Below are 18,334 nucleotides of genomic sequence, written 5' to 3' on the forward strand. Positions count from 1 at the left end.
TCACTCCGCGCCTGGCACGGGCTCGTCCGGCCGTCCGGCCGTCTCGTCGTGGAGCTGCCCGTCGTGGATCCGGATCACCCGGTCGGCCAACGCCATCATCACCGGATCGTGGGTGGACACCAGGGCGGTGACGCCCTCGGACTCGACCACCCCACGCAGCAGGGCCATCACCGACAGGCCGGTCTCCGCGTCCAGTTGCCCGGTGGGTTCGTCGGCGACCAGGAGCCGGGGCGAGGCGGCCAGCGCGCGGGCGATCGCCACCCGCTGCTGCTGGCCGCCGGAGAGCTCGGCCGGTCGCTGCCGGGCGTGGTCGGCCAGACCGACCAGATCCAGCAGCAACGCGACCCGCCGCTCGCGCTCGGTCGGGGCCATGCGGGCCAGCCGCAGCGGGGCGGCGACGTTCTCCGCGGCCGAGAGCACCGGGATCAATCCGAAACTCTGGAAGATGTACGACACCTTCTCGCGCCGCAGCCGGGACAGACCGTCCTCGTCGAGCGCGGTGACGTCGGTGCCGTCGACGTGCACGGTGCCGGAGTCCGGGCGATCCAGGCCGCCGATGGTGTTGAGCAGGGTGGTCTTGCCTGACCCGGACCGGCCGACGAGTGCCACCATGGCACCGGGAGCCACGTCGAACGACACACCACGCAGGGCGTGCACGACGCTCGGCCCGGTGCGGAAGCGCCGGTGCACGTCGCGCACGCGCAACAGCGGCTCACTGTTCATTCGCCGTCTCCCGAGGGCCGGATCGTGATGTGGTCGGGTTCCAGGGCCAGCCGGACCCGTCGGGTCAGCGCCAGCGCCTGGCGGAAGTCGCGGGGCACCTGGACCCGCCCGGCGCGGTCCATCACGGCGTACTCCTCGGCGACCATGTGCGTGTCGCCCACCGCGTCGGTGGTGGTGCGGCGCAGCACCTCGCTGCTGGTGCGCCCGTCCCGGATCGCGACGGTCCGTTCGACCTGACCGCTGACCTGCGGGTCGTGGGTCACCACGACAACGGTGACGCCGTAGCGCCGGTTGACGTCCCGCAGTACGCCGAAGACCTCCGCCGACGTGGCGGCGTCCAGTTCGCCGGTCGGCTCGTCGGCGAGCAGCACCCGTGGTCGGTTGGCCAGCGCCACCGCGATCGCGACCCGCATCTGCTGTCCGCCGGAGAGTTGACCGGGGCGCCGATCGGCGCAGTCGGCGACACCGAGGCTGTCCAGCAGCTCGGCCGCGCGGTCCCGGCGCTCGGCCTTCGCGGTGCGGGCCGCCGTCATCGGCAGGTCCACCATCTCCCGTGCGGTCAGGTACGGGATCAGGTTGCTGGCGGTCTGCTGCCGGACGAACCCGACGGTGTGCCGCCGGTAGTGCACCCGGTCGGTGCGGGACATTCCCAGCAGGTTCCACCGGTCGACCCGGACCCGTCCGGCGGTCGGGGCGTCGATGCCGGCCAGGATGGACAGCAGCGTCGACTTGCCCGACCCGGATGCACCGACGACGGCGACCAGTTCCCCGCTGTCCACGGTCAGGTCCAGTCCCTGCAGTGCCTGCACCTCGATCGCACCGGTCTGGTAGATCCGCACCAGGTTCTCGCACACGATGAGCGCGTCCCGACCGAACTCGGGTGCCCGCGCGGGTGGCTGCGGCAGGGACAGCGGTGTGCGGGACATTGCTTCCTCCGTCCGGGTGGTGCCGACGCCGAGCCAGCCTATGTCTGCGCCACCGGCGGTCAGTCGGGGCGCTGCTCGCGGCCCGTGTCGTTCAGGCCGTCGACGAGGATCTCCGCCTCGTCTGTCGAGATGGCCATCGTGGTGCTGAGCAGCTCGATCGCCTGTTCGCGCTGCCCGGCCTCCACCAGTGCCGCGATCCGGAGCCAGGCGAACGTGTCGGCCATCGCGTCGTTCTTCCCGCCGGGTGCCGACGGCCACCCGGCCGGCGGAGCAGTGGCGTCCTGAGCTGATCGCTCTTGCGCCGTGGCATCCGGGTAACCCACGCCGGGTGCCGCCGCATCCGCGTCGGACACGTCGGACGTCGGCGCGTCAGAAGGGGCTTCAGCAGGGACGGGATCACGGGAGGCCGCCTCGCGCATGCGGGCGTCGGCGATCCGGGTGGCCGCGTCCCGCAGGCGGGTGTCCGCGTCCGGGGACGCCGCCGCCCGCGTCTGCATCTCGCGTACCTGGGTGCCCAGCAGGTCCTGGCGGCCACTGCGGCGGCGCAGGACGATCGTGATCACCGTGATGAGCGTGATCGCGACGAGGAAACCCGCCACCAGCTCCACCAGGCTCACGTCGGTGCCACCGGGGCTCATCAGGTCAGCCCGTCTCGACCGGGACACGGCCGGCCGGCCCCGCCACTGCCGCGATCCCACCTCATGCGGGGCATCGTAGTGCTGCTAACAGGTCATGCGTGCCAGGGTGCGCTTGTCCGGCTTACCGCTCGGCCCCACCGGCACCCGCTCGATCGACTGGATCGTCTGCGGCGCCGACGCCCCTCCGAGGGTCTCCGCCACCAGGGCACGCAGTCGTGCCGCGTCGGGTGTGTGGCCGTCGGCCGGCACCACGTAGGCGTGCACCGCCTCCCCGGTGAGGTCGTCGGGTCGGCCGACGACGTAGGCCTCGGCCACGGTGGGGTCGGCGGCGAGGACCCGTTCGATCGGCCCGGCGTACACGAGGGTGGCGTGCACGATGATGACGTCCCGGATCCGGCCGAGCAGGTGCAGGTAGCCGTCGCTGTCCAGGCGGGCAAGGTCACGGGTGCGGACCCAACCGTCGACGAAGACCTCGGCGGTCTCGACGGGGTCGCCCTGGTAGGCGGTGGCCTGCGCCGGTGTCCGCACGAAGAGTTCACCCTCGGTGGCGGGGCGGCCGTCGGCGTCACGGATGGACAGCTCGGTCACCGAGGGTGCTCGGCCGACCGAGGCGAGCACGGTCGGGGAGGCCAGCATCTCGGCCGGCGTCACCATGGTGATCATGCCGGTCTCGGTCTGGCCGTAACCGTGGAAGATCACGGGGCCGAGGACGTCGAGTGCTTCGGCGAGCCGACCCGGCGCGAGGGGGGAGCCGGAGACCAGCAGCGCCTGCAGGCTGCTCAGGTCGGTGGGTGCGGTGCGGTGGTCCTGGACGAGTTGGTGCAGTTTACCGACGGTGATCACGCTGGCGGTCGCCCGGTTCCGGCTGATCATCCCCGGGAAGCCGGGGGACCGGTCGGCGATCAGGGTGCCACCTGCGGTCAGGGCGAGAACGGCGTACTCCAGCATCACCTGGCTGCTCAGCGAGCCGAAGACGAGATAGCGCTGGAGGCGGGGGGCGAGGTCGGCGACCGCCGGGGGCCAGCGGTCCGGGTACGGGGCCCAGGCCGCACTCATCGCCGCGTAGGTCTGGGCGCAGCCCTTCGGGGTGCCGGTGCTGCCGCTGGTCCAGGTGATCCGGGCGATGTCGTCCAGGCGTCCGGCCGCGACCAGCGTGGTCCCGGGGTCGGGGGTGGCCGCCAGGTCGGTGACGTGCGCGTCGGTGACGTGCAGGGGGTTGTCGTCGAGTTGGTGGGTGAGCTGCGCCGAGGGCAGGTCGGGACGGATGCCGGAGACCCGGGCGCCGACGGCGAAGGCCGCGATGATCGTCGCGAACGCCTCGGCGGTGACCCCGAGTTGCAGGGCCACTCCGACACCGGGCCCGGCTCCGGCGGCGCGTAGTCCGGCGGCGATCCGGCGGACCAGTCCGGACATCTGCGCGGCGGTGACCGTCCGGTCGCCGTCGCGGAAGACCGGTCGGTCGCCGCCGGTGGCGAGCAGGTCCAGCACGGGCTGTGGCCAGATCTCAGTCGGCATCGGACAGCACGCCTTTGAGGAAGAGCACGAGTGGCTGGTGGTGCACGGCGGGAAGGTCCCAGTGGTTCTCGAGGTTCTCGGCGAGGTGGTGCTCGGCGACGAGCCGCCCGCCGCGGTGCACCCGGATGACCGGATGCAGGTAGCTGGCGTCGTGGGCGTGTTCGGCGTCGTTCTCGGCGATGCGGGGGATCGTGATGTCGAAGGGGTCGACCTGGTCGTGGTCCGGTCCGTACTCCAACGTGGCCACGACGGCGAACGGTGCGGGTCCCAGGCCGCCGTCGTGCAGGTAGTCGACCGGTACCTCCTCGTGGTAGCGCGCGGTGTCACCGGAGACGGTGACGACGTCGCCGAGGACGGCGAACTGCTGCCACAGTGCCGAGGTGCGGTTGAGGCGGGTGATGAGGGCGTCGGCGATCGCCTCCGGAGTGTTCTCCAGTGGTGTGGACGGCCAGGGTGAGTCGTGGTGGCGGACGGTCAGGATGCGGTGCAGGGCGCGCACGCCGTACCGGAAGCCGTGGATGAATCCGCTGGTGGAGCGTTTGAAGTCGCGTTGTTGGGTGAGGGTGCCGGCGAAGTGCAGGCCCGGGACGTTCACCGACTCGTAGGCGGAGTTCTGCTCGGGGAAGCGGTCGTTGTGCACGAGTCGCGGTCGGGCGGAGGGGTCGAAGATGCTCGCGTCGAATCGGAACCCGGTGCAGAGGATGATCCGGTCGTAGTCGAGGTGCCGGGTCGACTCGACGGTGCGGGCGTAGCGGAAGTCGATGCGGTAGCCGCCGTCGTCGCGTCGGGTGATCCGTTCGACGGTGCCGTCGAGCACCGCGTTCTGTGACTTGAGCTGGTAGGTGTCGAGGAAGTTGTTGTTCACCGCGCGCAGGTGCCCGACGTAGTGGGACTGCCACGCCAGTTTGATCGAGTGCGGGCCGGCGACGTGGATGACCGCGGCGGTCTCGACGAGCGCGTCGGCGGTCTCGAAGGCCGAGTTGCCCTTGCCGATGATGAGCACACGCTGGTTGGTGAAGTCGTCCGGGTCGACGCTGACGGTGTCGTACCGCTCGGCGAGTGCGATGCCCTCGATCGGCGGGACGTAGAGCTGGGAGACCCCGGTGGCGACCACGACACGGTGGGCGGTCAGGGTGTCCTCGCCGGTGCAGACGGTGAACACGTCGCCGTCCCGTGCGACCCGGGTGACCCGGGTGTCGTATCTGACCTGTAGGCCGTGGGCGAAGTCGGCGAGGTACCGCAGCAGGTCGTCCGCGTGGGGGAAGTAGCGCCGGCTGTAGTTCTTGAACAGCAGCGCCGGATCGTCGGTGAGCAGCGAGTTCCAGTCCGCCCGCAGGTTGAACTCCGGATCCTCGGAACCGGTCCAGATCTTGTTGATCGAGATGAGTTGCCGGTGCCGGGGATAGGTGGTGAAGAAGGTGCCCGGTGTGGGACCGGCTTCCAGCACCAGATAGTCACGACCGTCGCGCTGCAACAGGGCGGCGAGCTGGAGTCCAGCCGGTCCGGCTCCGATGATCAGGTAATCGAGCGGCATGCAGCGCAACGTAACGAGCTGATCTCAGAGCGTTCTGAGATTCCGCCTCTAGGGTCCGGTCGCATGACGAGAAAGGTAGATCTCGCGGCCCCGCTGCGGATCGCCGACCTGAGCGCCGCTCGCGACCCGGTGACGGTCGTGGTCGGGCCGCAGGTCCGGCAACGGGTCGCGACCGCCCGCGCGTTCCTGTCCGACGTGCTCGGCGACGACCGCGCGGTGTACGGCGCCACCACCGGCTTCGGTGCCCTGGTGGGGTACGCGGGCCGGGCCGAGCTGCGCGACCAGGCCGACAACACACTCGCGCACCTCGGTGCGGGGCAGGGCCCGGACCTCGGACCGGAGGTCGTCCGCGCGACCCTGCTGATCCGGGCCCGGTCACTGGCCCGAGGCGCATCGGGAGTCTCCCCGCACGTCATCGACGCCCTCACCGCGATGCTCGCGACCACCTTCGTCCCTGCGGTGCCCCGACTGGGATCGGTCGGCGCCAGCGGCGACCTGATCCCACTCGGCGCGGCCGCCCAGGCGCTGCGAGGACGCGGGTACGCCTACCTCGACGGCGTACGACTGCCCGCCGCCGAGGCGCTGGACAAGGCGGGTCTGACACCCCTGCCACTGGACGGCCGCGACGCCCTGGCCCTGGTCAACGGCACGTCGCTGACCACCGCGGCGGCGGCCCTCGCCCTGGACTCGGTGCGCGCCTCGCACCGGGCGGTCCAGATGCTCACCTGCCTGCTCGCCGACCTGCTCGGTAGCGACCCGCAGTTCCTCGACGCCCGGCTCCTGCGCGCCTACGGCCACCCGGGTGCCACCGACGTGGGCGCGTACATGCGCCGGGTCAGCGCCGGGCTCGTGCCGTCCGGCACACGCCCACTACAGGAGCCCTACAGCATCCGCTGCACACCACAACTGCTCGGCGCGGCGCAGGACGCCCTGCGCTACGTCGACTCCGTCGTCACCGCCGACCTCGACGGCGTCAGCGACAACCCGTTGTTCTTTCCCGACGAGGACCTCGTCGTGCACGGCGGCAACTTCTTCGGCCAACCGGCCGCGTTCGCCGCCGACCTGCTGTCGATGGTCGTGGCGCAGGTCGGCAACCTCGCCGAACGTCAACTCGACCTGCTCGTCGACCCGCACCGTAACGGCGGTCTGCCACCGATGCTGGCCGCTGGACCGGGACAGCAGCACGGCCTACAGGGCGTGCAACTGGCCGCGACCGCGCTGGTCGCCGAGATCCGCCGCGACGCCGTACCGGCGAGCATGCAGAGCCTGCCGACCAACCTGCACAACCAGGACGTCATCCCGCTGGGCACCCAGGCCGCGCTGCGGGCGCTGGACCAGGCCCGGCTGCTGCACCTGATCGTCGGGTCGCTCGCGGTGGGGCTGCGCCAGGCCGCGTACGTCGGCGCCCGTGAACCGACCGCGCCCGGCTGCGCCGAGGTGCTGGCCGCGCTGGTCGCGGCCGTACCGCCGATCGACCCCGACCGGCCGTTGGACGGTGACGTACGGCGCGCCGCCGACGTCATCGCGACTGTCGACGTTTCTCCGAACTCTCTCACCTGAGGTGGCTGCTGTGACGCTTGACTATCTGATCATCGGGGCCGGGCCGGCCGGCCTGCAGCTCGCCGCCCTGCTGGAGGCCGACGGTAAGCACGACTATCTGGTGCTGGAGGGCGCGGACATCCCGGGGGCGTTCTTCGCCCGCTATCCCCGCCACCGGCAACTGATCTCCATCAACAAGCCGCACACCGGCTCCGACGATCCCGAGGCGAATCTGCGGCTGGACTGGAACTCGCTGCTCAGCGACGATCCCGCACTGCGGTTCACCGGCTACACCGAGCGGTACTTCCCGCACGCCGACGTGATGCTGCGCTACCTGGCGGACTTCGCCGCGAAGACGGGCGCGAAGGTCCGCTACGACTCCCGGGTGACGTCGGTCGGCAAGGTCGACGGGATCTTCGAGGTCCAGGCCGGACAGACCTACCGGGCGCGGCGCCTCATCGTCGCCACCGGTGTCTCCCGGCCGTACCTCCCGCAGATCCCGGGCCTGGAACTCGCCGAACAGTACGCGGACATGTCCGTCGACCCGCGCGACTACCTCGACCAGAAGGTCCTGATCATCGGCAAGGGAAACTCCGCCTTCGAGACCGCGGACAACCTGATGGAGACCACCACCCTGATCCATCTCGCCGGGCCGAGTTCGGTCCGGATGGCCTGGCGGACCCACTACGTGGGGCACCTGCGCGCGGTCAACAACAACTTCCTCGACACCTACCAGCTGAAGTCCGCGAACGCGATCCTGGACGGCGACGTCCGACGCATCGAGCGCGACGGCACCGGCTTCCGGGTCACGTTCGCGTTCTCCCGCGCCGACGAGGTGACCAAGGAACTCTGGTACGACCGGGTGCTCGCCTGCACCGGATTCGCCTTCGACCCGTCGATCTTCGACGACACCTGCCGCCCGGAACTGACGATCAAGGACCGCTTCCCGGCCCAGACCCCCGCCTGGGAGTCGGTGAACGTCCCCGACCTCTACTTCGCCGGAACCCTCAGCCAGCAACGCGACTTCAAACGCTCCACCAGCGGCTTCATCCACGGCTTCCGGTACGCCGTGCGGGCCCTGCACAAGATCCTCGAACGACGGTACGACGACACGCCCTGGCCGTCGGCGGCGCTGGACGCCACCGCGGAGTCGATCACCGATGCCATCATCGCCCGCGTCAACCGCACCTCCGCCCTGTGGCAGCAGTTCGGCTTCCTCGCCGACGTGGTCACCGTCGCCGGACCACACGCGCGCTACCACGACGAGGTACCCGTCGACTACTTCACCGAGACCGGCCTGCGCACCGCCGACCACGACCACCGGCACGCTTTCGTCGTGACCCTGGAGTACGGCCCCGAGCACGACCAGGTGGATCCGTTCGACATCACGGTCGGCCGGGTCGCCCAGAACGTCGTCGGCCAGGCCCACGCCGCCGCCTACCTGCACCCCGTCGTCCGCTACCACCGGGACGGGCAGGTCGTGGACACCCACCACCTGGCGGAGAACCTGGAGAACCAGTGGGACCGACCCGATGTCCACGTCGCGCCGCTGACCGCGTTCCTCGACCGCTGCCTGAGCAGCGCACAGGGCTGACATGCTCACCCTGGACGGAACGCAGCTCAACCTGGCCGACGTGGCCGACGGTGCACGGCGTCGCCTGGACCCCGTGCACTGGGACTTCTTCGCCGGCGGGGCCGGCGACGAACGCACGCTGCGCGCCAACGAGGACGCCTTCACCCGACGCTGGATCCTGCCCCGGATCCTGCGCGGCACGCGCGACCGCGACCTGCGGATCTCACTTCTGGGCAGGCGAGTCTCGATGCCGGTGCTGATCGCACCGACCGCCTTCCACCGGCTGGCCCACCCCGAGGGAGAGGTGGCCACCGCGCGCGCCGCCGCCGACGCCGACACGATCATGGTGGTCAGCATGGCCGCGACCCGGCCGGTCGAGGAGATCGCCGCCGTCGGCGGGCCGCTGTGGTTCCAGCTCTATCCACAGTCGGATCTCGCGTTCACCGCAGCCCTGGTCCGGCGCGCCGAGGCCGCCGGTTGCCGCGCCCTGGTCGTCACGGTCGACTCGCCCGTGTTCGGCCGACGCGAACGCGACCTGCGGCACCGCTTCGTCGACCTGCCACCCGGCCTGGTCTGCGAGAACATGCGCGACCCGAGCGGCCGGATCCGCGACATCGAGATGGACGCCGGGCTCGACTGGGGACGCATCGGCCGGCTGCGGGAACTGACGACGCTGCCGATCCTGCTCAAGGGGATCCTGCACCCCGCCGACGCCCGGCTGGCCGTCGCACACGGCATCGACGGTGTGCTGGTCTCCAACCACGGCGGCCGACAACTCGACGCAGCGGTCCCCACCCTCGACGCGTTGCCCGGCATCGTCGCCGCCGTCGAGGGTCGACTACCGGTGCTGCTCGACGGCGGCATCCGCCGGGGAACCGACATCCTGGTGGCGCTCGCACTCGGCGCGACCGCAGTGCTGATCGGACGCCCGGTGCTCTGGGGCCTCGCCGTGGGCGGCACCGACGGCGTGCGGCACGTCCTCGACCTGCTGTACGCCGACCTCGACCGGGCGATGGCGCTGGCCGGCGCCGCCGTACCCGGCGACCTGACCGGCGACCTGGTCACCACGGCGGCACCCGGATGAGCACAACGACCGTCCTGACCGTCCTGATGGTGTGCGGCGCCGCCTGGACCGTCCCGTACTGGCTGCCACCGGCCGTCGTCCGGCTCCGGGAATGGGTCTTCGCCAGAGTCAACGGCAGTGAGGGCATTCCGGTCCCGGGCCCCACCGTCGGCATGGACCACTTCGAGCGGGTGTACGCGGACCCGGCCGCCGACGGCCGCAGCCGGGGAGCCGGACTGTCGGACCTGTTCTGGTACTGGCTGGCACCCGGGCCGCAGATGCACCAGGAACACCTGGAGCCGGGCGAGCGCTACCGGACGGTCGCCGCCACCACCAGACGGGTCCTGGCCATCCGCCGGGAACGCGCCGACGCCCTCGCCACCGCCGCCACCCGCCGGGTGCTCGACGAACTACCCGCTGACCGAACCAGCCACGTGCGGCTGCGTGACCTGATGATGCCGGTCTGGGCCGAGGTCTACCACGAGCTGGTCTTCGACGAGGTGGCCACACCCGCGGCCCGGGCCCTCATCGTCGCCAACGCCGACGACGTCGTCACCGCGCTCAAGTGCCTCGGGCCGCGCCACATGCACCGACGCGACCGGTTGACCCGACACCTGCGCGACCGGATCGAGGCAGGCACGTGTCCGGTGACACTGCCACCCCCGTTCTCCACCCAGGACACCGCCTGGTACCTACAGGGCGCCTTCTTCAACACCGCGATCGTGCAGATGTCCGAGGCGATGGCGCACGTGCTGCTGGCGCTGGCCACACATCCCGAGCTCCAACACGATGCCGACGACGACGCGCTCGACCGGGTCATCGACGAGACACTGCGGGTGTACCCGCTCTTCGGCGTCGCCCACCGGATCACCTCGGCACCGATCACGCTGCCCACGGGGCTGTCCCTGCCCACCGGGTCGGTGCTGCTGTTCAACTACCCGGCCTTCCACCGAGGGGGAGCCGCCGCCGATGGCCGGTTCGCCCCGGACCGCTGGCGCACGCTCGCGCGCGGCGACGCACACTTCATCCCGTTCGGCGTACCCGCCAACCGGGCCTGCCCGGCCCGCGGCACCGCGCCGATCATGCTGCGCGCGGCGACCCGCGAGGTCCTGCGCCGGTACGCCCTGACCTCCTCGGCCTCCCACACCCGGTCGCTGCCGAGCCGAGGCCCCGCCTACCTGACCCCGCCCGGGCACCCCGGCCCGGGACGGCTGCGGCTGGCCGCCATGCGGCTGCGGGACCGGTGGGCCGATGTGGGCCGCAGCGTCCGACAACTGGTCTTCGGCACCTTCATGGTCGTCGACGCCCGCCGGAAACGGTTGTGCACCACCTACTTCGAGAAGGCGGTCCGATGACCCCCACAGAGCTGGCACCACGGTTCTTCATCGCCGTCACGGTGATCCTGATCTTCTGCAAAGGAGTCGCCTGGCTCCTCGGCAAAGCCGGCCAGCCCGCCGTGGTCAGCGAGATGCTCGCCGGCGTACTGCTCGGTCCGTCGCTGCTCGGACTCTTCCTGCCCGACGTGCAGAACGCCCTGTTCCCCGCACCCCTGCTGCCGATCCTCTACGTCGTGGGCCAGGTCGGTCTGGTGCTGTTCATGTTCCAGGCCGGGTACGCGTTCAGCGCCCACCGGGTCGCCGGCCTCGCCGGCACCGCCGGAGTGGTCTCCCTGGCCGGGGTCCTCGCGCCGCTCCTGCTGGGAGTGCTGCTGGTCCTGGTGACCGCCGACGCCGTCCCGGTCAGAGCCGACGGCACCTCACTCGGGGTCTCCGCCGCGTTCGTCGGCGTCGCCCTGGCCATCACCGCGTTCCCGATGCTGGCCCGCATCATCACCGAACGCGGCCACGCCGGCACCCGGCACGGCACACTCTCCCTGGCCAGCGGCGCGATCGACGACCTGGCCGCCTGGATCATGCTCGCCGCCGTCCTCGCTGTCGCCTCCGGCCGCGCCGGTCCCGCGATCGTCACCGCCGGCGGCACGCTCCTGTTCGGACTTCTGCTCTGGTTCGGCGGACGTCCGATCACCACCGCGCTGATGACCCACCGCGCTCTCAACGACCGCGCCCGGCTGCTCGGCACCGTCGCGCTGCTCTTCCTGGTCGCCTGGTACACCGACGAGATCGGGCTGTACGCGGTCTTCGGCGCGTTCGCCGTCGGCGTGGTGATGCCGCGCACCGACAACACCGACCGGGTGGTGGACACCCTCACGCCCGTCGCGGCGACGCTCTTCCTGCCGTTGTTCTTCACCTACTCGGGTCTGCGCACGGAATTCGGACTGCTCGGCTCACCGCCGGTGCTGCTCTTCGCCCTGGCGTGCGTGACCGCGGCGATCGTCGGCAAGTTCGGCGCCTGCTGGGCTGCGGCCAGGCTTCGAGGGGAGCCGTCGGGTGTCGCGTTGCGCGTCGGCGCACTGATGAACGCCCGCGGCCTCATGCAGCTCATCGCGCTCAACGTCGGGTTGGAGGCGGGCATCGTGAACCCCGCCCTGTTCACCGTGCTGGTCCTGGTCGCGCTGGTCACCACCCTGATGACCACGCCGATGCTGAGCTGGATCGCGCGTCGGGAAGCCCGACACTCCGACACCACACACCCACCCGCGATGGCGGTTTCACATAGTTGAAGAGACAACTATTGGTTATTGCATCGGCATGGATCTATGGGATCGTGGACACATGCGGGGGGAAAGATCGAACCGGCTACTGCTGGTCGAGGACGACGACGACCTGACCGAGTTACTCACCGAGACGCTCAGCCACGACGGCTACCTCGTCGACCGCGCCTCCGACGGCCAACGCGGACTGCATCTCGGGCTCACCCGACCCTACGACGTCATGGTCATCGACCGTAAGCTGCCCGCCCTCGACGGCCTCGACCTCGTCACCCGGCTACGCGCCCGCGCGATCCCCGCCCGGACCCTCATGCTCACCGCGCTGGGCACCGTCGGCGACCGGATCGCCGGACTCGACGCAGGCGCCGACGACTACCTGATCAAACCCTTCGACCTCGACGAACTCAGCGCCCGCGTCCGGGCCCTGTGCCGACGCACCACCGAGCCGACCCACGTACTCCGTATCGGCGCCGGACTCCTCGACCTCGCACCCCGCGACGCGGTCCTACCCGACGGCACCCGAATAGCCCTGTCCACCCGCGAATTCGAACTACTGCGGGTCCTGGCAGCCCAACCCACCACCGTCCACCCACGAACCACCCTGCGCCGCAGGGTCTTCGAGGAGGCCGCCGCCGCATCCATCGTCGACACCTACGTCTACTACCTCCGCCGCAAACTCGGCCGCACGGTCATACGCACCGTGCACGGCCTCGGCTACCGGCTCGGCACCCTCTGATGCAGGCGACCGACCACGCGATCCTCCGACGGACCCGACTCCGCATCGGCCTGTTCGTCGGCCTGACCATCGGCGCCCTACTACTCCTGGCCGGCGGCATCTCCTACGCGATCCTGGTCCACAGCCAGGAAGCGCAGATCCAACGCGAGTTGGCGTGGGGCACCGCACACGGCTCGATCGCCGGCCCACCCGCCTGCAGCTGGATCTTCCACTACGACGGCACCACCGTGCACACCGGCCTCAACCCACCGCCACCGGGCTTCCCGCTGACCGGCGCACTGGACGCCGTGGCGACCACCCGGACCACCGAGACCACCACGCTCACGCGCAACGGCACCACCTACCACATCCGCACCGAAGCCCGCGGCGACCGCGTGATCCAAGCAGTGTTCGACGCCCGCTTCCAACTGTCCGACCGCCGGCACCTTCTGCTCGCCTTCAGCCTCGCCGCAGCGGTCGGCGTACTCGCCGCCATGCTGACCGGTGTCATCGTCGGCCGCCGCGCCGTCGCACCACTCGCCGAAGCCCTGACCCGACAACGCCGTTTCGTCGCCGACGCCAGCCACGAACTGCGCACCCCGATCGCCCAGGTGCACACCCGAGCCCAACTGATGGCCCGACGAGCCCGCAACGACGGCACCCCCACGAACCTCGACGACCTGGAGCGGCTGATCGGCACCACCCGCCGACTCGGCGAAGTCGTCGACGACCTGCTGCTCTCCGCACGCCTCGCCGCCGCACCCGCCGACCGGCCACCAGACCCGCCGGTCGACCTCACCGCACTGATCGCGACGACGGTCGCCGCCGAGACCGAACGCGCCGCCGAACGTCAGATCACCCTCGCCCTGGACATCCCCGCCGACCCACTGCCGGTGCCCGGTGTCGAGTCGGCCCTGCGCCGCGTCGTCGGCGAACTTCTGGCGAACGCGCTGACCCACACCCCCGCAGGAGGCCGGATCACCGTCACGCTGCGGACCGTCGACAACTGCGCCGAACTCGTCATCGCCGACACCGGAAACGGGTTCGACCAGGCGGACGCCAGACGGATCTTCGACCGGTTCCACCGCGGCCCAGGCTCCGGAGACCGCCGATTCGGCCTCGGACTGGCGCTGCTCCAGGAAGTCGTCACGAGCCACCACGGCACCATCGAGGCCGAGGGCCATCCGGCCCGAGGCGCCCGCTTCACGGTGCGCCTTCCCACGCGGTCACCGATCCTCACGCGGAGAGCGGCACGGATCAGGAAGCTCCGGACACGGCAGCTACGAGTCGGTACGTGAACAACTGCCCAGGTGGGCCGCTCGGTCGGCGACCGCCCACCTGGTAGCTTCCTACCGCAGAGCCGCCGCCACCGTGGGAGATCGATGATCGCCGAACACGTCCGCGATGCGGCAGCCACCGCTGTCGTCTTCGGGTTCTTCGCCATGAGTTGGTTCGGCTGGGCACAGGAAGCACCTCCACCGCGCTGGCGCAAGCCACTCGTCGCCGCCTCGATCGCGGCCGTGCTCGTGCTGGTACTCGGAGCACTCGCGGCCTGGCGGCACTGGTCGGATGGCACGTCGTTCACCGCGGAGACCAGCCGCACCTTCGGCATCGTGGTCGGCATCGAATTCGCGCTCGCCGCGCTCGGTGCCGGCATCCTTGCCGCCGTACGCCGCCGCGACATCATCCCGGCCTGGATCGCGTTCGTCGTCGGCGTGCACCTGTTCCCGGTCGCCGCCCTGATCGGCTACCCGCTGATCCACGTGGTGGCGGCGCTGATCACGCTGGTCTCGCTCGCAGCCGTGCCGGTGGCCCGCAACCGTGCCCTGCCGGTCAGCGCGGTCACCGGGCTCGGCACCGGCGGTGTGCTCCTCACGGCCGCCGTCTCCTCCCTGATCATCGCCCTGCTCGGCTACTGAACCGTGTCCCGCTCATAGGGCTCCACGGCGAGTCGGATACCGAGGACTACTACAGGCACGCCACGATCTCGTGGGCACACCGGATCGACTCGGTATGCGTGGTGTCGACCTCCAGGTCGTACACCACGCCCCGGTGAACCACGTCAGCCTGCGCGACGGCCATCCCTCGAATCCGGTCGCCACGGGCGATCTCCCGGCCGGCGGCGACCTCCGCATCGCAGCGGACACCGACCCATCTCACGTCCAGGCCGTCGAGCACGGCCCGCCACCGCTGCTGAGATCCGGCGCCGCCGAGGAAGACGTCATCGATGATGACCCGGGCACCGGCGCCAGCAGTCGCGGCGACCCCGGCCATCCACGCCTCCTGGAGCCGGTCGAACTCCGGCCCGACGATGACGGTGCCGTCTGCGGCAAGCTCGATACTCTCCGGCGAACGCCTGGTCGCGGGCATCGCCTCGATAAGCCGGTCGACCCCCGTGGCGAGCCACGGATCCGGCAGGATCGCCTGGAGACAACGGACGATCCCCGACTTCCCTGCGCTCGATCCGCCGTTGAGCACGATCACCTGCGTGGGCATGAGCTCACGGTACGGTCCCGCACCTGCAGTGTCGCTGGATATCTGGGAGTGTCCGCACGCGCGCCGACCGCCTCGCCGCACTGGCCGCCCGCCCGATCAGCGTCGGGCGCGAACGGCTGCGGCAGTGGCGGCCGACAGGTCGACAGGGGCGCCCAGGAGTCAGAGTCCGGGCGCCCTTTCTCGGGGGTGAACTAGGGTGGGCCGGATGGGGAACAGACAGGAGATCGGCGTGTTGCCGCCCGAGGCCGACCTGGCTCGGGCCGATTCGCTGGCGCGGGAGATCTTCTCGGACATCGCCAACAAGTGGTCTCTTCTCATCATCGAGTTCCTCGGCCTGCGGACCATGCGGTTCAACGAGCTACGCCGCGAGGTGGGCGGCATCAGCCACAAGGTGCTGGCGCAGAACCTTCGTACGTTGGAGCGCAACGGCCTGGTCGAGCGCACCGTGTACCCGACTGTGCCGCCCAGCGTCGACTACTCGCTGACCGAGGCCGGCCAGGCGCTATGCACAGTGGTCGACGGCATGTGCGACTGGACCCAGACATACCTGGGCCACATCGAGGACTCGCGCACACGCTTCCCGAGTTGATCGGTGCGGTTAGTCGATCACGGCCGTCGCCTCGATCTCGACCAAGTGCTCGGGGACGTCCAAGGCCACGATGCCGAACAGCGACGCGGGCGCCTCGATGGTGACACCCAGCTTCGCCGAGGCGCGGGCGATCCCGTCCAGCACCTGCGGCATGAGCTCGGGCTTCCAGTCGACCACGTGCATCGTCAGCTTGACCACGTCAGCGAACGTAGCCCCGACGCCGGCCAGCGCCGTGCCCACATTGAGGTAGCTCTCTTCGACCTGCGTGGCCAGATCGCCGCCTCCCCACGCGACCTGACCGGCGACGTGGACAAGTTTCGAACCCGTTGCCACCGACACCTGCTTGTAGATCGGGATCTCGGGCAACCCGGGTGGATCGATCAAGTGAACAGCCATGAACCGACCGTACGGGCAAGGAGCCAGGCCCGGAAGAGAGCACTTTGCCGAGCCCAGGGCACCTTTTGGTAACCGCGTCGTTCGCCGCTGTGGTTCCGGTCGGATCGACCCCGATGCCATCGTGGCCAGACGTTGAGGCCGGAGGACCCTACCGCCGGGCCACGGCGGCCCGCTGACGTGCCGATTCGTACAGCACGACAGTCGCGGCGGTCGCCGCGTTCAGGGAGCTGGCGGATCCGACCATGGGAATCCGGACGAGTTGGTCGCATGCCTCGCGCCAGCCGGAACTGAGGCCGGTGGTCTCGTTGCCGATCAACGCCAGGGTGGGTTGCGTGAAGTCGTACTCGGCGGCGTCCAGACTGCCGCGCTCATCGGTGCCGACGATGCTCATGCCGATGCCTTGGGCGCGGAGGTCCGCTACCCAGGAGAGAACGGCCTGGTGGGAGGGCACCCGGACCACGGGCACGGCGAACAGCGAGCCGGTGCTCGCCCGGACCGCCTTCGGGTCGTACACGTCGGCGGCGTGGCCGGTGACGATGACACCACCGGCGCCGAAGGCATCCGCCGACCGCACGAGGGTCCCGATGTTGCCGGGGCTGGTGGGCCGGTCGAACACGACGGTGAGCATGGTCGGACCGACCGGGACACGACGCAGGTCGTCCTCCGGCAACGCGACCACGGCCAGCAGCTCGGGAACCGTGTCTGCCTTGCCTCCCAGCTCGTGCATCAGGTCCTGGGAGACGGCGAACGTCTCGGCCCGGACCGCGTCCAGGGTCTCGCGGGCCCAGCCGGACAGCTGAACACTGCTGTCGTAGAGCAGCTCCCTGATCTGCCAGCCGTGTTCGACGGCCATGGTGATCGGCCGTACGCCCTGCACGAGGAACTCGCCACGCCGCTGCCGCTTGGTCCGATTACCGAGGAGAGCTTCCCACTGCTGGAACCGCGCGTTGCGGCCACTGACTCGCAGAACCACTGCCAACCCCGTCTCCGTACTCGCCCATACCCTGCCTGCCACCCGTCACCGGCCTCCGGCTTCCCGGGGTTACCGACACGACTTTCTGCCAGGCGCTCAGGAACGCACGGAGCGAGTCGCCACGGCGCTGCGGTCGGTGCCGTCCCCGTCCGGACCGAGGGCATCCTGTCCGAGACCCCGACGGATCGCGATCTCTACGGGTGAGTATGCGCCATCGGCCCGCTCCAGCTCGTACGGCGCGGCTGGCATCAGCGGCGGTTGCGCCATGAAGCGGGGCCGCGTTCCGTGGTGCGGCTGCGCCGCGTGCACCAGGAACGGGTGGCACAGGAAGACATCACCCGGAGATCCGGTCGCGAGGGCGAGTGGCCGGTGCTCGGACGCCGCCACCAGGTCAGGCGCAAGAGCCAGTCCGCTCGCTCCGTCCTCCCCGTACTTCTCCAGCACCTTCGGCACGTCGAGGTGGGAGCCGACCCGGATCCGGGTCGGGGCGTCCGCCTCACCGACCTCACTGAACAGGAACAGCATCAGCAGTGCCCGCCCTTGGGAGCGCAGATTGGTGAAGTACCAACTCTCGCCCTCCGGCAGATAACTGCCCTCGATGTGCCAGCCCGCGTCGTCCGGCTCCTCCTCGTGCGGGAAGCGCAGCGGAAACGCGCCCAGCGAGTAACGCGGCTCCCAGCGTCCCGCACCGACGAGCAGGTCGTACGCGTGATGGAGGAACGGGGAGTTCGGAGCGGCGGCGAACGGCCCCTGCGCCAAGCCGGGCACCCAGTGCACGGGCTGCGTCCACGTCGCTGAATCGTCCGGGTCGCAGCCCGTCTCCCGCCAGAGCAGCCGCGCGCAGTCCGCCGCGACGCGCGGCGCGACGGCGCCCTCCAGCTTGACGAAGCCGTCCCGAAGAAAACGGGATACCAGGGTCGTGTCATCCATACCCCCATCGTGCGACGGCGCCGGCCCCGATCACCCGACACTTTCCGTACCTCTTGTGTCGGGTGCCCACCGGTGCGCCGAGGTCACCAGGATGGCTCCACCCCGACAGCCGTGGC

Annotated in this window: 18 protein-coding genes; 9 read left to right on the forward strand and 9 right to left on the reverse strand. The window is 70.4% G+C overall.

All coding sequences use genetic code 11. The features are described 5' to 3' along the window. The 5 genes from HUT12_RS12270 to HUT12_RS12290 all read right to left on the reverse strand — a co-directional run bounded on the left by HUT12_RS12270 (position 1) and on the right by HUT12_RS12290 (position 5,336). Positions 1-723: an ABC transporter ATP-binding protein gene (locus HUT12_RS12270; RefSeq protein ID WP_176093438.1), complete on the reverse strand. Its 723-nt coding sequence runs from the start codon at positions 721-723 to the stop codon at positions 1-3. Next, on the reverse strand, positions 720-1,649 hold the full coding sequence (locus HUT12_RS12275) for an ABC transporter ATP-binding protein (protein WP_131051509.1): 930 nt from the start codon (positions 1,647-1,649) through the stop codon (positions 720-722). Before HUT12_RS12275 ends, HUT12_RS12270 begins: the two co-directional genes overlap by 4 nt. Positions 1,650-1,708: 59 nt before the next feature. Next, positions 1,709-2,287, reverse strand: a complete 579-nt coding sequence (locus HUT12_RS12280) for a hypothetical protein (RefSeq protein ID WP_176093439.1) — start codon at positions 2,285-2,287, stop codon at positions 1,709-1,711. A gap of 84 nt (positions 2,288-2,371) precedes the next feature. Then, the gene (locus HUT12_RS12285) at positions 2,372-3,802 is read right to left on the reverse strand and encodes a class I adenylate-forming enzyme family protein (RefSeq protein ID WP_176093440.1); all 1,431 of its coding nucleotides are present in this window, start codon (positions 3,800-3,802) and stop codon (positions 2,372-2,374) included. Then, entirely contained in the window at positions 3,792-5,336 is a 1,545-nt protein-coding gene (locus HUT12_RS12290) for an NAD(P)-binding domain-containing protein (RefSeq protein WP_176093441.1), read from the reverse strand. The genes HUT12_RS12285 and HUT12_RS12290 overlap by 11 nt, the downstream gene beginning before the upstream one ends. 63 nt (positions 5,337-5,399) lie before the next feature. On the opposite strand from HUT12_RS12290, the gene HUT12_RS12295 reads away from it, so the two are divergent. The 8 genes from HUT12_RS12295 (at position 5,400) to HUT12_RS12330 (ending at position 14,753) form a co-directional block, all read left to right on the forward strand. Then, positions 5,400-6,896: an aromatic amino acid ammonia-lyase gene (locus HUT12_RS12295; RefSeq protein ID WP_176093442.1), complete on the forward strand. Its 1,497-nt coding sequence runs from the start codon at positions 5,400-5,402 to the stop codon at positions 6,894-6,896. A gap of 10 nt (positions 6,897-6,906) precedes the next feature. Continuing rightward, positions 6,907-8,469, forward strand: coding sequence for an NAD(P)-binding domain-containing protein (locus HUT12_RS12300; protein ID WP_131051504.1), 1,563 nt, complete (start codon positions 6,907-6,909; stop codon positions 8,467-8,469). Position 8,470: 1 nt separating this feature from the next. Beyond that, positions 8,471-9,532, forward strand: coding sequence for an alpha-hydroxy acid oxidase (locus HUT12_RS12305; protein ID WP_176093443.1), 1,062 nt, complete (start codon positions 8,471-8,473; stop codon positions 9,530-9,532). Beyond that, complete coding sequence (locus tag HUT12_RS12310; RefSeq protein WP_236145574.1) at positions 9,529-10,866, forward strand: cytochrome P450; 1,338 nt, start codon at positions 9,529-9,531, stop codon at positions 10,864-10,866. Before HUT12_RS12305 ends, HUT12_RS12310 begins: the two co-directional genes overlap by 4 nt. Next, the gene (locus tag HUT12_RS12315) at positions 10,863-12,131 is read left to right on the forward strand and encodes a cation:proton antiporter (RefSeq protein WP_131051502.1); all 1,269 of its coding nucleotides are present in this window, start codon (positions 10,863-10,865) and stop codon (positions 12,129-12,131) included. The genes HUT12_RS12310 and HUT12_RS12315 overlap by 4 nt, the downstream gene beginning before the upstream one ends. A gap of 52 nt (positions 12,132-12,183) precedes the next feature. After that, complete coding sequence (locus HUT12_RS12320; protein WP_131051501.1) at positions 12,184-12,855, forward strand: response regulator transcription factor; 672 nt, start codon at positions 12,184-12,186, stop codon at positions 12,853-12,855. Further along, positions 12,855-14,132, forward strand: a complete 1,278-nt coding sequence (locus HUT12_RS12325) for a HAMP domain-containing sensor histidine kinase (RefSeq protein WP_176093444.1) — start codon at positions 12,855-12,857, stop codon at positions 14,130-14,132. The genes HUT12_RS12320 and HUT12_RS12325 overlap by 1 nt, the downstream gene beginning before the upstream one ends. Before the next feature lie 84 nt (positions 14,133-14,216). Continuing rightward, positions 14,217-14,753, forward strand: a complete 537-nt coding sequence (locus tag HUT12_RS12330; protein ID WP_176093445.1) for a hypothetical protein — start codon at positions 14,217-14,219, stop codon at positions 14,751-14,753. A gap of 49 nt (positions 14,754-14,802) precedes the next feature. Here the strand turns inward: HUT12_RS12330 and cpt are convergent, their stop codons facing one another. Continuing rightward, positions 14,803-15,330 carry a chloramphenicol phosphotransferase CPT gene (gene cpt, locus HUT12_RS12335; RefSeq protein WP_176093446.1) on the reverse strand — a complete coding sequence of 176 codons (528 nt, stop codon included), beginning with the start codon at positions 15,328-15,330 and terminating at the stop codon, positions 14,803-14,805. 205 nt (positions 15,331-15,535) lie between these two features. Between cpt and HUT12_RS12340 the strand changes: the two genes are divergently transcribed. After that, the gene (locus HUT12_RS12340) at positions 15,536-15,919 is read left to right on the forward strand and encodes a helix-turn-helix domain-containing protein (RefSeq protein ID WP_176093447.1); all 384 of its coding nucleotides are present in this window, start codon (positions 15,536-15,538) and stop codon (positions 15,917-15,919) included. A gap of 9 nt (positions 15,920-15,928) precedes the next feature. Here HUT12_RS12340 and HUT12_RS12345 read toward each other — a convergent pair whose 3' ends face one another. From HUT12_RS12345 to HUT12_RS12355, 3 genes are all read right to left on the reverse strand, one after another. After that, positions 15,929-16,315: a RidA family protein gene (locus tag HUT12_RS12345; protein WP_176093448.1), complete on the reverse strand. Its 387-nt coding sequence runs from the start codon at positions 16,313-16,315 to the stop codon at positions 15,929-15,931. Between the two features lie 148 nt (positions 16,316-16,463). Next, positions 16,464-17,294 carry an RNA methyltransferase gene (locus tag HUT12_RS12350; RefSeq protein WP_176093449.1) on the reverse strand — a complete coding sequence of 277 codons (831 nt, stop codon included), beginning with the start codon at positions 17,292-17,294 and terminating at the stop codon, positions 16,464-16,466. Positions 17,295-17,384: 90 nt separating this feature from the next. Further along, complete coding sequence (locus HUT12_RS12355; protein WP_176093450.1) at positions 17,385-18,218, reverse strand: phytanoyl-CoA dioxygenase family protein; 834 nt, start codon at positions 18,216-18,218, stop codon at positions 17,385-17,387. Positions 18,219-18,334 lie beyond the last annotated feature (116 nt).

Source organism: Verrucosispora sp. NA02020 (genome assembly GCF_013364215.1).
GTDB lineage: Bacteria > Actinomycetota > Actinomycetes > Mycobacteriales > Micromonosporaceae > Micromonospora.